Origin of the sequence: Pseudomonas sp. LAIL14HWK12:I1 (assembly GCF_003202095.1) — a bacterium.
Classification (GTDB): Bacteria; Pseudomonadota; Gammaproteobacteria; order Pseudomonadales; family Pseudomonadaceae; genus Aquipseudomonas; species Aquipseudomonas monteilii.
This window is the reverse complement of the sequence record NZ_QJKG01000007.1, coordinates 197,993-211,988: the sequence shown is the minus strand read 5'-3', so window position 1 is coordinate 211,988 and position 13,996 is coordinate 197,993. Positions and strand designations below refer to the sequence as shown.

Genomic DNA, 13,996 nt, shown 5'->3' with positions numbered 1-13,996 from the left:
TCATCCTTGCCGCTTGAAGCCGGTCACGGCGGGGCGTGGCGGCCAGGGCAGGCGTTCGCGCCGCCCCTGGTTGTTGAAAATCAGGCCATCACTGTCGATGTCCTGCAGCACGATCCCCGGCGCCAGGCGTTGGCCACGCGCCAGCGTGCGTACTTGCTCGCCGTAGCGCAGCACCACCACGCTGGAGGCCAGTGGCTCAGCCTTCAGGCCCCCGAGGTATTGCAGTGGCAGGCGGGTAATGGCGATTGCACCGTCGTCGATGGGCGCCTGCCAGTGACCGACCATCAGCCCAGGCAACGGACCGACAGCCACCGCAGGTGCTGTCGCCGGTTGTGGCTGGAGGCTCAGTTGCAGCACGCACTGGGCGGCCAGCCAGCCTGCCAAGGTCAGGCCTGCGCCCGAGAGCAGGCGCGAAGCGAACGTCACGAAGCCAACTGCCGTGGGTGCCAGCCCGGGTGCCCCTGCACATAGCGCACGTCTGGCCATTGCAACGGCACCAGTTGCCAGCCGGGTGCCTGACGGGCAAGCCAGGCTTCAACCCGCTGCCACAGGGGCTCGCCCGCCTGGCTTTCAAACTGCAGGCCAAAAGTGCGGCACAGGCCCTGCACCGGCTCCAGCCCGGTGATGCGCTTGCCTTGCGGGCTGTAGCTGACCCCCCAGGCCTGGCTCTGCCAGCGTGGCAGGTCTTGGCTGTTGTCCAGCAGTAGCGGGTCGCCGAACAGTTGCTCTGCGGCGTTCTCCAGTACTTGCTCCACCTGCCGGGCCGGCGCTTCGACCACCGGGGCCGGGTAGCCACCGGTCAGGCTGATCAGGTGTTCGCGGGTGATGGGGGCACCTGCGGGCAGCGGGTAGTCATAGCGCAGGCCCGGCAGCAGCACGGGCATGCTGCTGTCATCGGCCAACGCTTGATGCAGCAAGCGGTCCCAGCTGCCGCCACGGGTGTCGCGGCGCCACAAAGCCTGTGGCGCACGGGCCAGCGGTTGGTCGAGCCAGGCCGCATGGCCGGCGCGTTGCTGGCGCAAGGTAGCCTGCAGTTGCCCCACCCGCAGTTGCGCGGCGGGTGACAGTTGCTGTTCGAACGCCGGGAAGAAACGCCCATCGAATTGCCATGCGCCAGCCACTCGCTGACAACGCAGGCGGAAGACGCCGCTGCCCCGACAGCCGGCGAACAGCACCGGCACGCGCCGGCCATTGGCCTGGGTGACCTCGACCGGCGCGGGCCACAGGTCCTGGCCACGGGCGCACAACAACACGTCGATTTGCGGCACCCGCTCGGCCAGCCACAAACCAGGGCCTGTGCCTATGTCGGCCATGGCCACCACCAGGTCGCCTTCGCGCCGGGCTTGCTCGAACACGGGTTGTAATGATTGGTACCACAGTTTCAGGGAGGCTTTCTGGTCCTGGGCGTAAGGGTCGGTCACGCCGACCACGGCAATGCGGGCACCGCCGCGCTCGAAGACGTGCAAGGCCTCCAGCCCCAGTGCCTGACGTTGCGCGTCCGCCAGCCCGGCGCCCAAGGTAATGGCGCTAGCCTGGCGATACAGCCCATGGCTACGCTGCGGCCACAGCACGCGTTCATCGCTGCTGACACGCACCTCACTGCCCAGCATCTGGCTGCCTTGAACGCCGCTCTCACCTTGAGTCAGGTAGGCCAGGCCACTGCCATTCCAGCCTTGGCCGTTTTCCAGGGTCAGGCTGTTACCTGCACCGGCCTCCTCCCGCAGTTGCTCCAGCAACGCCGCCAGCACGGCAAAACCGCCCAGCTGGGCTGTAGTTGCCTGGCTGGCATCGAGCAACGACGCCAGTTGCGGGTAGGCCAGGCTGGCGCTGCTGCCGGTCATCCAAGGTGCGCGGCCCAGGTGGCTGACCGGCCCCAGGCGAGTCGCCGGCACCACCGCCTGGCCGGGTTGGCGGGCATCGAGGGTATCGGCCACGTACAGCAGGTCGAGGTGGGCGTTACCGCCCTGCTGTGCCGGGAAAGCAGAACAGGCGCCGAGCAGCGGGGCCATGGCCCCGACACCCATCCAGCTGATCACTTCGCGCCTGTGCATGCTGCTTGCCATCGAACCCGCCATCCTTATCCATGTTCATTCAGGGCTCCGGATGTTGCGGCGTTGGCATTACAGTTTGATGGCAGAATTCCGACAATCATTCCAAATCGATCTGTCAGCGTATGTTCTAAGAGCGGGCCGTTTTAAAACGCCGTTAACATTTCTGCCAATGAATCATCATATTTGCGCACTAAAGTCGCGGTTTCCTCTAACTCAGCCAACATAAGGACACCCTGATGAGTCGAGATACCGGCGACAACCTGGACCGGAACCAAAGCGGCAACCTGCCGATGGCCAACGTCATGGACGCCTACCTCAGCCGCCGCAGCGTGATGCGCGGCAGCCTGGGCGCCGCCATCGCCATGATCGCCGGTACCGGCCTGACAGGCTGCTTCGACGGTGGTGGTTCCGATCACGATGATCCGGTCACCGAGCCACCGGTGACCGAGCCGCCTGTTACCGAACCAGAGGTACCGAAACTGGCGCTGGGCTTCCAGTCCATCCCGGGCTCGCGCACCGACGCCTGCGTGGTGGCCGCCGGCTACAGCGCCTATGTACTGGCGCCGTGGGGTACGCCCATCAACAGCAATGGCAACCCGTGGAAGTCCGACGGCAGCAACACCTCGACCGACCAGGCCAATGCCATGGGCATGCACCATGACGGCATGCACTTCTTCCCCATCAACGGCAGCTCGGAAGACGGCTTGCTGGCGATCAACTTCGAATACATCGACACCGCCGCCCTGCACCCGGCCGGCCCCACCACCGACGTGAACGGCAAGCGCCCGGTCGAAGAAGTGCGCAAGGAGATCAACGCCCACGGAGCTGGCGTGGTGCGCCTGCAGAAAATCGGCGGACGCTGGCAGGTGGTCGACAACGACCCGCTGAACCGCCGCTTCACCACCGCCTCGCGCATGGAAATCACCGGCCCGCTGCGTGGCACCGACCACGTCAAGACCAAGTACTCCACCGCCGGCACCCATTGCCGTGGCACCAACAACAACTGCGGCAACGGCTACACCCCGTGGGGCACCTACCTGACCTGTGAAGAGAACTGGCCGGGTATCTTCGTCAACAAGGGTACCCGCCCCGAAGACCAGCGCCGCATTGGCGTGGGCACCTCCAGCGGCCAGTACAAGTGGGAAACCGCTGCCGGTGACAGCACCGAGGTGGCCGACGAGTTCGCCCGTTTCGACGTCACCGTCAAAGGCGCCAGCGCCACCGACGACTACCGCAACGAAGCCAGCACCTACGGCTACATCGTCGAAATCGACCCGTACAACAGCAGCACCCTGGCCACCAAGCGCACCGCACTGGGCCGCTTCCGCCACGAGGGCTGCGCCCCAGGTCTGCCGGTCGCCGGCAAGCCGCTGGTGTGGTACATGGGTGACGACTCGAACAACGAGTACCTCTACAAGTGGGTGTCCACCGCGGTGTGGGACGCCGCCGACGCCAACCCGGCCGACCGCCTGGCCACCGGTGCCAAGTACCTTGACCAGGGCAAGCTCTACGTGGCCCGCTTCAATGCCGACGGCACCGGCGTATGGCTGCTGCTGGATGTGAACACCGCTACCACTAACGGCAGCACCCTGGGTGCGCTGTATGGTGACTTGCCAGGCATCATCCTCAACACCCGTGGCGCCGGCGATGCCGTGGGCGCAACGCCGATGGACCGTCCGGAATGGACCACGGTCAACCCGCTGAACGGCGATGTATACCTGACCCTGACCAACAACAGCGCGCGTACCCCGGAAAAGGTCGATGCGGCCAACCCGCGCGGCCCGAACCGCCATGGCCACATCATTCGCTGGCACGACAGCGACGACCAGTTGAGCTTCACCTGGGACATCTTCGTGTTCGGCGCCAACGCAGCCGGTACTGCCGATATCAACCGTTCCGGCCTGACCGAACTGAACCAGTTCGCCAGCCCCGACGGCATGAGCTTCGATAGCCGTGGCGTGCTGTGGTTCGAGACTGACAACGGTGAAAGCACCCTCACTGATTACACCAACGACCAGCTGCTGGCAGTGATCCCCACCGACCTGGTAGACGCCAGCGGCAAGCAGGTGCCGGTGAACGCGCAGAATCAGGTGGACCTGCGCCGCTTCTTCGTTGGGCCGAATGAATGTGAGGTGACCGGGATTACCTTTACGCCGGACAACAAGACGCTGTTCGTGAACATTCAGCACCCGGGGAACTGGCCATATACCGACAAGGCGACCGACGCTACGCCGGCTGGGACTACGGTACGGCCGCGGGCTTCGACGGTGGTGATTCAGCGTATTGATGGCGGGGAGATCGGGACTGCCTGATCGACCTGTGCACGGGGGCCGCTTTGCGGCCCTTTCGCGACACAAGGCCGCTCCTACAGTGGGTACGCGATCTCTTGTAGGAGCGGCCTTGTGCCGCGAATGGGCTGCACAGCAGCCCCGGCAACCTCAAGCCCTACCAAGCCATCGGCTCGCGGCTGCGCACCCGCACCTGCTGCGCCGGCCCCCGGGAAACTGCCCAATCACCGACCAACCATTTCTTCAGAAGTGGAACCAGCTGAGTGCGTCAACACCAAGTCGACTGCGGATTTGGTCTGCGTGCGCTCTGATATTGGATATGTCTCGCTCATAACTCAGACGTTGTTCGGTGCCTTCTACCAAATATGAAAGATTCTGACTAAAGTTTTGCTCGTGCCGATTCATGTCAATAAGTTGCTGATACAGAGACTCTGCCTGAGCGAGGTCAAGTGGCTGTAGTCCCGCAGCTTCATGGCGGGGCGGAGTTCGAGCCCCGTTGGCCAATGGCAGCTGTTGAGCTGTACTACCCGCTGGTGCAAGACGGTTAGCCAGATACACTGTACCCTGCTGAGCCATAGGGTTTCTCAGTGTTTGCCTAACAGGTTGTGTTGGCATATGGGCTTGTGTTTGTTGCCGCTGTTGTAGTCTGGCACGCAGTGCCTCCACACGCTGTTCTGCAGTCTGCCGCGGAGCCCTTTGTGCCCCTGCCCTTCGTGATTGCTGCAATAGCTTTTGCGGTACTTTACGCAGACCACTTAGATCCGCGTGACCACTTGGATCCAGCCCCATGACTGGATCTCCTGAGCAGTAGCTATAAGCATTTGGCCCGCCAGCACCAAAAGGACTCCAGCCATCAGGTGAAAGAAATCGCCTCAGGGCTGGGCTGTAAGCCCGATAACCATTGCCTAGCACGTAGGTGCCGGAGCGGCAGTCTTCTCGCTCACCATTGTAGCCAAGCATGAATGCCGAGCTAGCTTGGTTTTGGTGGTGCCCGTAAGGGCAATAGGCACGCAGAGCTACTGACACAGGGTTTTGCCTCGCAAGACGGTGAGCTGAAGTTTTGGTCTTTCCGAGGCCAGGCGCAACTAGCAAGATTATCAGTACACGCTGCTGGTTTCAGCTCACGATCACAGGTTCTGAATACCGTGCAATTCCTGAATGTGACTGGCTTGCCAGCGAATAGGCTGCACAGCAGCCCCGGCAACCTCAAGCCCTACCAAGCCATCGGCTCGCGGCTGCGCACCCGCACCTGCTGCGCCGGCACCCGGGCATGCCATTGCACCACCCCCAACGCCTCCACCTGGAATTCGCTGCGTATCGCCCGCCCCTCTTCCTCGAACGACAACTGCAACAGGAAATACCCGCTGTTCAGCAGCAACCCTTCGCTCAGCCGTTCGAACGTTTCGTCATCCACCGCCCCCAACGCCTGACGCAAGGCACCTGCATCCACATACCCCGACGCCGGCCGCCCGCTGATGATGCGGCTGAGCAACGAGCGCGAATAGCGCCCTTCGTATAACGCCTCCAGCAGCGGCAAATGCTCCAGCCCAAGCGCATTGGCGTTCAGGCGCCAACCGGTCACCTGCGGCAAGGCACACAACATCGGATAGCGGCCCTGCCGACTGGCGTCCGGCTCCAGCAGCAGGTTCAGCTCGCTGGTGTCGAGCATCGGCTGGTTGGCCGCCAGGCGTGGTGGCTGCTGACGCAGGTACTGGGCGCTTTCGGCGCCTTGCAGGCGGGTATCGCTATCGGCGTCGAGCCAGTCGGCCAGCGCATCGACCAGCCGCTCAGCCGCCATGTCGTCGCCTAGCAAATAGCGCAACTGACGCTCGGCTCGCTCGCCATCAGCACCTAGCAGCGCATTGACGTTGAAGCAGGTGTGCTGGTCGCGCACCCGCAACTGCGCCTGGCCAGCGCCAAAGTCATAGTTCAACGGCTGCCCACGCAGGGCCTGCCAGAACAATGGGCTAAGCCGCCAGGCGGGATCGCGCAGGGCTTGCTCGGCGTAGGCCAGGCCGGCCTGCTCCATGGCCCGCGCTTGCACCCGCTGGTGCAACAGGCGCACTTCATCCACCTGACGCCGGCCGTCTTCCACCAGCCAGGCCATACCCGCCGCCAACATTGCCAGCACCACCATCACCATCAACAGGGCCGCCCCCCGCTGTTGCCTGCCACCCATCCGTGCGTGCCTCGCTCGCGGAATAAAGACGCCAGTCAACACGCGGTGTGTTGCAGGTAGATGGCAATGCCCGTCCGTCATGTGTACGTCATCTACACGAGGCAGGATTAGCCTTCCTTTTCATGACCTTACAGGAGTGGTCGCAATGGGTGGCATTGGAATCTGGCAACTGGTGATCGTACTGCTGATCGTATTCCTGCTGTTTGGCACCAAGCGCCTCAAGGGCCTGGGCAGCGATGTGGGTGAGGCGATCCAGGGTTTTCGCAAGTCCATGGGCGGTGACAACGATGTCAATGCCGCTGGCCAGGCTCAGGTACAGCAGCAGGCGCCGCTGAACGGCCAGGCCACACAGCAGCCTCAAGCGGATCGTCAGGCCTGATGTTCGAGGTAGGCTTCAGCGAGTTGCTGTTGGTCGGCATCGTCGCGTTGCTGGTGCTGGGCCCGGAACGCCTGCCGGTGGCGGCGCGTACCCTGGGGCGCGGACTGGGCCAGGCGCGCCGGGCCATGCACGCCTTGCGCACGCAGGTAGAACGCGAAATCGACATGCCGAACCTCGACAGCGCCCCATTACAGCGCCTGGAGCAGGAGATCCGCCAAGGCATAAGCCTGAACGCGGAGCCGGCCAATGATGCAGCCACGGTCGCCCAGCCCAAGGAAAACGCCTCATGAGTATTGCCATGGACCCGGCGGCCAGCATGCCGTTGACCGAACACCTGCGCGACCTGCGCAAACGCCTGGTGCGTTGCCTGGCACTGGTGGCATTGGTGTTCGCCGGCCTGTTCCCCTTTGCGCAAACGCTGTACACGCTCATTTCCGAACCACTGCGGCGCTTTTTGCCAGAAGGCGCGAGCATGATCGCTACCAGCGTCACCTCGCCGTTTCTGACACCGTTCAAACTGACCGCGATGTGTGCGCTGTTCGTGGCCATGCCGCTGCTGCTGCACCAGGCTTGGGGCTTTCTGGCGCCGGGGCTGTACCGCCGTGAACGGCGCATTGCCCTGCCGCTGCTGGTGTCGAGCATCGTGCTGTTCTATGCCGGCATGGCCTTCGCGTTCTTCCTGGTGTTTCCGATGATGTTCGGCTTTTTTGCCAGCGTGACGCCGGACGGCGTGGCGATGATGACCGACATCAGCCAGTACCTGGACTTTATCCTGGCGCTGTTCCTGGCGTTCGGGCTGGCGTTCGAGATCCCGGTGGCGACGTTCATCGTGGTCTGGGTGGGGTTGGCCGATGTGGCCACGTTGCGGCGCAGCAGGCCCTACGTGATTGTCGGGTGCTTTGTGGTGGGGATGATATTGACGCCGCCGGATGTGTTTTCGCAGACGATGCTGGCGGTGCCGATGTGGGTGTTGTTCGAGGTGGGGTTGCTGGCTTGTGGCTGGTTGAAGCGGCCGGTGCCTGGCAAGGACATTGTGGCTGGCGTGTAGGGCCTATTCGCGGGCGTGCCCGCGAATGGCCTTGATGCGGTCTAGAACTCGGCGAGCAGCCAGGCTTCATAGGCTGGCGTCTCGTACGGGTGGCTCTGCTTGAGCGCAGCGACGACCTGAGATATCAGATCGTCAGTCACCACCAGCTCCACCTTCCACTCTTCCACCACCTCGACCTGGCCGGCTTGCCCGAGGAACGGCTGACTGCCGTCCAGCGGGCGGAACTGGCCCTGGCCGAGGGTTTGCCAAGCGCAGTGGTCATAGTCACCGATGCGCCCGCCACCGGCGGCGAACACGGCGGCCTTGACCACTTCGACATGGCTGTCGGGGACGAAAAAGGCGAGCTTGTACACGCCTTAGTTCACCCACACCCGTGCGTTGCGGAACATACGCATCAGCGCGGCATCTTCCTGCCACTCGTCCGGGCGCCACGAGTTCTGCACGGCGCGGAACATACGCTCCGGGTGCGGCATCATGATGGTCACACGGCCGTCGCGGCTGGTGAGGCCGGTGATACCACGCGGCGAGCCGTTCGGGTTGGCCGGGTAGGCTTCGGTGACCTTGCCGTGGTTGTCGACGTAGCGCAGGGCCACGCAACCGGACACGTCGGCTTCCAGCAGTGCCGCTTCGTTGGCGAACTCGGCGTGGCCTTCGCCGTGGGCGATGGCGATCGGCATGCGCGAACCGGCCATGCCCTGCAGGAAGATCGAGTTGGACTTCTGCACCTCGACCATGGCCACACGCGCTTCGAACTGCTCCGAGCGGTTACGCACGAAGTGCGGCCAGTACTCGGTGCCCGGGATCAGCTCGTGCAGGTTGGACATCATCTGGCAACCGTTGCACACGCCCAGGGCGAAGCTGTCGGTACGCTCGAAGAAGGCCTGGAAGGCGTCACGGGCACGGGCGTTGAACAACGCCGACTTGGCCCAGCCTTCACCGGCACCCAGCACGTCACCGTACGAGAAGCCCCCGCAGGCGACCAGGCCCTTGAAGGCCTCGAAGTCGACACGGCCCGCGAGGATGTCGCTCATGTGCACGTCGATGGCGGCGAAGCCGGCACGGTCGAAGGCTGCGGCCATCTCGACCTGGCCGTTGACACCCTGCTCGCGCAGGATGGCCACTTGCGGGCGCACGCCCTTCTTGATGTACGGTGCGGCGATGTCGTCGTTGACGTCGAAGCCCAGCTTCACCGACAGGCCCGGGTTGTCTTCCTCGAGCAGCAGGTCGAATTCCTGGTCCGCGCAGTCGGCGTTGTCGCGCAGGCGCTGGATCTGGTAGCTGGTTTCAGCCCACTGGCGCTGCAGCATGCGGCGGTCATCGTCGAACAGCACTTCGCCGTTCAGGCTGATGGACACTTCACCGTTGTTGACCGGCTTGCCGATCACCGCGACGCAACCTTCGCCCAGGCCAGCGGCGCTGAACTGTGCCAGTACGTCAGGGGTAGCATCCTGGCGAACCTGGATGACTGCGCCCAGCTCTTCGTTGAAGAGGATGGCTGGCACGTCGCCCTTGCTGTCGGTCAGCGGGTCGAGGTGCAGGTCGAGGCCGCAGTGGCCGGCGAAGGCCATTTCCAGCACGGTGGTGACCAGGCCGCCATCGGAACGGTCGTGGTAGGCCAGCAGGTGGCCGTCGGCGTTCAAGCCCTGGATCACGGCGAAGAAGGCCTTGAGGTCTTCAGCATCGTCGACGTCCGGTGCCTGGGCAGCGATCTTGCCGTAGGTCTGGGCCAGGATCGAGGCGCCCATGCGGTTCTTGCCACGGCCCAGGTCGATCAGGATCAGGTCGGTCTCGCCCTTGTCCATGCGCAGTTGCGGGGTCAGGGTTTTACGGATGTCGGTGACCGGGGCGAAGCCGGTGATGATCAGCGACATTGGCGAGGTAACGCTCTTCTCGCCGCCCTCATCGCTCCATTTGGTCTTCATCGACATCGAGTCTTTGCCGACCGGAATGGTGATACCCAGCTCCGGGCACAGCTCCATGCCGACAGCCTTGACGGTGTCGTACAGGCGGGCGTCTTCACCCGGGTGGCCGGCGGCGGACATCCAGTTGGCCGACAGCTTGATGTCGGACAGCTTCTCGATGCGCGAAGCGGCCAGGTTGGTCAGGGTTTCGCCGATGGCCATGCGGCCGGACGCCGGGGCATCCAGCAGCGCCAGCGGAGTACGCTCGCCCATGGCCATGGCTTCACCGGTGTAGACGTCGAAGCTGGTAGCGGTAACGGCGCAGTCGGCCACCGGTACCTGCCACGGGCCGACCATCTGGTCGCGGGCAACCAGGCCGGTGATGGTGCGGTCGCCGATGGTGATCAGGAAGCTCTTGCTGGCCACGGCCGGGTGGCTAAGAACGCGCTGGACGGCGTTGTCCAGGTCCAGCTTGCTCGGGTCGAAGTCATCGCCCAGCTCGGCTTCACGGGTAACCGAACGGTGCATGCGTGGGGGCTTGCCCAGCAGCACGTCCAGCGGCATGTCCACCGGGGTGTTGCCGAAGTGGCTGTCGCTGACGGTCAGGTGTTGCTCTTCAGTCGCTTCACCCACTACGGCGAACGGGCAGCGTTCGCGCTCGCAGATGGCCTTGAAGCGCTCGAAATCGACGGCGCTGACGGCCAGCACGTAACGCTCTTGCGATTCGTTGCTCCAGATTTCGTGCGGGGCCATGCCCGGCTCGTCGTTGGGCACGTTACGCAGTTCGAAGCGGCCGCCACGGCCACCGTCGTTGACCAGCTCAGGGAAGGCGTTGGAGATACCGCCGGCGCCAACGTCGTGGATGAAGGCGATCGGGTTGGCGTCGCCCAACTGCCAGCAGCGGTCGATGACTTCCTGGCAACGGCGCTCCATTTCAGGGTTTTCGCGCTGTACCGAGGCGAAGTCCAGGTCTGCCGAGCTGGCACCGGTCGCCACCGACGAAGCGGCGCCGCCGCCCAGGCCAATCAGCATGGCCGGGCCGCCGAGCACGATCAGCTTGGCGCCGACGGTGATCTCACCCTTCTGCACGTGGTCTTCACGGATGTTGCCCATACCACCGGCGAGCATGATCGGCTTGTGGTAACCGCGCACTTCTTCGCCGTGCGGGGTGTTGATGGCCTGCTCGAAGGTACGGAAGTAACCGGTCAGGGCCGGGCGACCGAATTCGTTGTTGAACGCCGCGCCACCCAGAGGGCCTTCGATCATGATGTCGAGGGCGTCGACGATGCGCTCAGGCTTGCCGTAAGGCTGCTCCCATGGCTGCTCGAAGCCCGGGATGCGCAGGTTGGACACGGTGAAGCCGGTGAGGCCAGCCTTGGGCTTGGCGCCACGGCCGGTAGCACCTTCGTCGCGGATTTCACCACCGGAGCCGGTGGAGGCACCAGAGAACGGGGCGATGGCGGTCGGGTGGTTGTGGGTTTCCACCTTCATCAGGATGTGCACCGGCTCCTGCACTGCGCCGTACTGGCGGGTTTCAGGGTTCGGGAAGAAGCGGCCGGCCACGTTACCGACGATGACCGAAGCGTTGTCCTTGTAGGCGGACAGCACGCCTTCGTTGTGCATCTGGTAGGTGTTCTTGATCATGCCGAACAGGCTCTTTTCCTGAGCCTGGCCGTCGATGTCCCAACTGGCGTTGAAGATTTTGTGGCGGCAGTGCTCGGAGTTGGCCTGGGCGAACATCATCAGTTCGATGTCGTTCGGGTTGCGCTTGAGGCCCTGGAAAGCGTTGACCAGGTAGTCGATCTCGTCTTCGGCCAGGGCCAGGCCCAGGTCGATGTTGGCCTTGGCCAGCGCGTCGCGGCCACCGGCCAGGATGTCGACCGAGGTCATCGGCTTGGGCTGGGCGTGGCTGAACATGTCGGCCGCCTGCTCCAGCTGGCCCAGCACGCGCTGGGTCATGCGGTCGTGCAGCTCGGCGGCGATCAATGCAGCGTCAGCATCGCTCAGGGTGCCGGCCACGTAGTAAGCGATGCCGCGCTCAAGGCGCTGGATCGACTGCAGGCCGCAGTTGTGGGCGATGTCGCTGGCCTTGCTGGCCCACGGCGAAATGGTGCCCAGGCGCGGCACGACCAGGAACAGGCGACCGGTCGGCTCCTGTACCGGCACACTCGGGCCGTACTTGAGCAGACGGCCCAGCACCTGCTGCTGGTCGGCGGTCAGTTCGCCATCAACATCGGCGAAGTGGGCGAATTCGGCATACAAACCAGTAACAGCGGGGACTTTCTGGCTCAGTTGCTCGAGTAATTTACCGTGGCGAAAGGCAGAAAGGGCAGGAGCGCCGCGCAGGATCAACATCGTCGGGACAGCCTCAGGAAGGGGTGTGCTTAGAGGCCGTGCATTCTAGCCTAATTCGATGGCTTTCGGCACCCGCTCTACGCCACGGCTGCCGGGCGGTGGAACCGGACTTTCGGGTCAATATTTCGGGTGCTCGCCTCAAGAGGTTTATGGCCTGTGAGATCGAGCGCCGCGCGGGCGGCGCTCGATCTCACAGGCGCCACACCTCTCACGGCAGGCACTTGGTGGCCCAAACACAATCCACCGCCACGCCCCCACATCACATAAACCGCTACCAGACAAGCTAACCGTTGTCGAGATATGGTTGAACCGGTCCTTTGCGTATACTGCAACCTATGTTCGCCCACACTGCTTTGCGCCAGCGTTGCGCCAAATGGCTTCTCGCAACCGGACTCTTTCTGCTGCTCGGTGCCTGCGTTGAAAAACCCAGCACCCTCGAGCGCGTGAAGGAGGATGGCGTGCTGCGCGTCATCACCCGCAACAGCCCGGCCACCTATTTCCAGGACCGCAACGGCGAAACCGGCTTCGAATACGAGCTGGTTCAGCATTTCGCCGAAGATCTGGGCGTAAAGCTGCAAATCGAGACCGCCGACAACCTCGACGAGCTGTACGACGCCCTCGGCAAGCCCTCCGGCCCGGTGCTGGCCGCTGCCGGCCTGGTCAGCAGCGAGCGGCGCAAGGCACAGGTCAGATACTCTCACCCGTATCTGGAGGTGACCCCGCAGGTCATCTACCGCAACGGCCGCCCGCGCCCCACAGACGCCAAGGGCCTGGTCGGCAAGAAGATCATGGTGCTCAAGGGCAGCAGCCATGCCGACCAGCTGGCCGAACTGAAGAAGCAGTACCCGGGCCTGCAATACGAAGAGTCCGACGCCGTCGAGGTGGTCGACCTGTTGCGCATGGTCGACGAAGGCCAGATCGACCTGACCTTGGTCGACTCCAACGAGCTGGCGATGAACCAGGTGTACTTCCCCAACGTGCGGGTTGCCTTCGACCTGGGCGATACCCGTGACCAGCGCTGGGCAGTGGCCGCAGGCGAAGACAACAGCCTGCTCAACGAGATCAACGAATTTCTCGACAAGGCGCAGAAGAACGGCACCCTGCAGCGACTGAAAGACCGTTATTACGGCCATGTCGACGTGTTGGGCTATGTGGGCGCCTACACCTTCGCCCAGCACCTGCAGCAACGCCTGCCCAAGTACGAGAAGCACTTCAAGAGCTACGCCAAGGTCGAGCAGGTAGACTGGCGCCTGCTGGCCGCTATCGGCTATCAGGAATCGATGTGGCAGCCGGAGGTCACCTCCAAGACCGGCGTGCGCGGCCTGATGATGCTGACCCAGCGCACCGCCCAGGCCATGGGCGTGTCCAACCGCCTGGACCCGAAACAGAGCATTCAGGGTGGCGCCAAATACTTCATGAAGATCAAGGAAGAGCTGGACGACAGCATTCAGGAGCCGGACCGCACCTGGTTCGCCCTGGCTGCCTATAACGTCGGCAGCGGCCACCTGGAAGACGCCCGTACCCTGGCCAAGCGCGAGAAGCTCAACCCGAACAAGTGGCTGGACGTGAAGAAGATGCTGCCGCGCCTGTCGCAGAAGCAGTGGTATCGGCAAACCAAGTACGGCTACGCCCGGGGTGGCGAGCCGGTGCACTTCGTGGCCAACATCCGCCGTTACTACGACATCCTCACCTGGGTGACCCAGCCGCAGCTCGAAGGCCAGGTGGCCGAGGGCAACCTGCATGTGCCTGGGGTGAACAAGGACAAGCCGGCAGATCAGTCGCCGCCCATGTAAGC

The 13,996-nt window shown here is 63.8% G+C and carries 11 protein-coding genes; 5 read left to right on the top strand and 6 right to left on the bottom strand.

Translation table 11 applies throughout. The features are described from left to right. Positions 1 to 426: a pilus assembly protein PilZ gene (locus tag D906_RS18685; protein WP_027615494.1), complete on the bottom strand. Its 426-nt coding sequence runs from the start codon at positions 424 to 426 to the stop codon at positions 1 to 3. Further along, on the bottom strand, positions 423 to 2,063 hold the full coding sequence (locus tag D906_RS18680; RefSeq protein WP_027615493.1) for a hypothetical protein: 1,641 nt from the start codon (positions 2,061 to 2,063) through the stop codon (positions 423 to 425). Before D906_RS18680 ends, D906_RS18685 begins: the two co-directional genes overlap by 4 nt. Positions 2,064 to 2,287: 224 nt before the next feature. Between D906_RS18680 and D906_RS18675 the strand changes: the two genes are divergently transcribed. Beyond that, on the top strand, positions 2,288 to 4,363 hold the full coding sequence (locus tag D906_RS18675) for a PhoX family phosphatase (protein WP_019099597.1): 2,076 nt from the start codon (positions 2,288 to 2,290) through the stop codon (positions 4,361 to 4,363). 219 nt (positions 4,364 to 4,582) lie between these two features. On the opposite strand, the gene D906_RS27075 is transcribed toward D906_RS18675, so the two are convergent. Together D906_RS27075 and gspK are read right to left on the bottom strand one after the other, a co-directional pair. Next, positions 4,583 to 5,365: an RHS repeat-associated core domain-containing protein gene (locus D906_RS27075; RefSeq protein WP_332107679.1), complete on the bottom strand. Its 783-nt coding sequence runs from the start codon at positions 5,363 to 5,365 to the stop codon at positions 4,583 to 4,585. A gap of 187 nt (positions 5,366 to 5,552) precedes the next feature. Then, positions 5,553 to 6,518: a type II secretion system minor pseudopilin GspK gene (gene gspK, locus D906_RS18665; protein ID WP_016713024.1), complete on the bottom strand. Its 966-nt coding sequence runs from the start codon at positions 6,516 to 6,518 to the stop codon at positions 5,553 to 5,555. Between the two features lie 145 nt (positions 6,519 to 6,663). Between gspK and tatA the strand changes: the two genes are divergently transcribed. The 3 genes from tatA to tatC are packed head-to-tail and all read left to right on the top strand — an operon-like array spanning position 6,664 to position 7,945. Further along, on the top strand, positions 6,664 to 6,897 hold the full coding sequence (gene tatA / locus D906_RS18660) for a twin-arginine translocase TatA/TatE family subunit (protein WP_025753757.1): 234 nt from the start codon (positions 6,664 to 6,666) through the stop codon (positions 6,895 to 6,897). Then, positions 6,897 to 7,187 carry a Sec-independent protein translocase protein TatB gene (gene tatB / locus D906_RS18655; protein WP_025753758.1) on the top strand — a complete coding sequence of 97 codons (291 nt, stop codon included), beginning with the start codon at positions 6,897 to 6,899 and terminating at the stop codon, positions 7,185 to 7,187. Before tatA ends, tatB begins: the two co-directional genes overlap by 1 nt. Continuing rightward, positions 7,184 to 7,945, top strand: coding sequence for a twin-arginine translocase subunit TatC (tatC, locus tag D906_RS18650; protein WP_019098097.1), 762 nt, complete (start codon positions 7,184 to 7,186; stop codon positions 7,943 to 7,945). Before tatB ends, tatC begins: the two co-directional genes overlap by 4 nt. 41 nt (positions 7,946 to 7,986) lie before the next feature. Here tatC and D906_RS18645 read toward each other — a convergent pair whose 3' ends face one another. Continuing rightward, complete coding sequence (locus tag D906_RS18645; protein WP_025753759.1) at positions 7,987 to 8,298, bottom strand: NGG1p interacting factor 3 protein, NIF3; 312 nt, start codon at positions 8,296 to 8,298, stop codon at positions 7,987 to 7,989. A gap of 3 nt (positions 8,299 to 8,301) precedes the next feature. Continuing rightward, positions 8,302 to 12,201: a phosphoribosylformylglycinamidine synthase gene (purL, locus tag D906_RS18640; protein WP_016713029.1), complete on the bottom strand. Its 3,900-nt coding sequence runs from the start codon at positions 12,199 to 12,201 to the stop codon at positions 8,302 to 8,304. Between the two features lie 335 nt (positions 12,202 to 12,536). Between purL and mltF the strand changes: the two genes are divergently transcribed. Beyond that, positions 12,537 to 13,994 carry a membrane-bound lytic murein transglycosylase MltF gene (gene mltF / locus D906_RS18635; protein ID WP_019098095.1) on the top strand — a complete coding sequence of 486 codons (1,458 nt, stop codon included), beginning with the start codon at positions 12,537 to 12,539 and terminating at the stop codon, positions 13,992 to 13,994. Positions 13,995 to 13,996 lie beyond the last annotated feature (2 nt).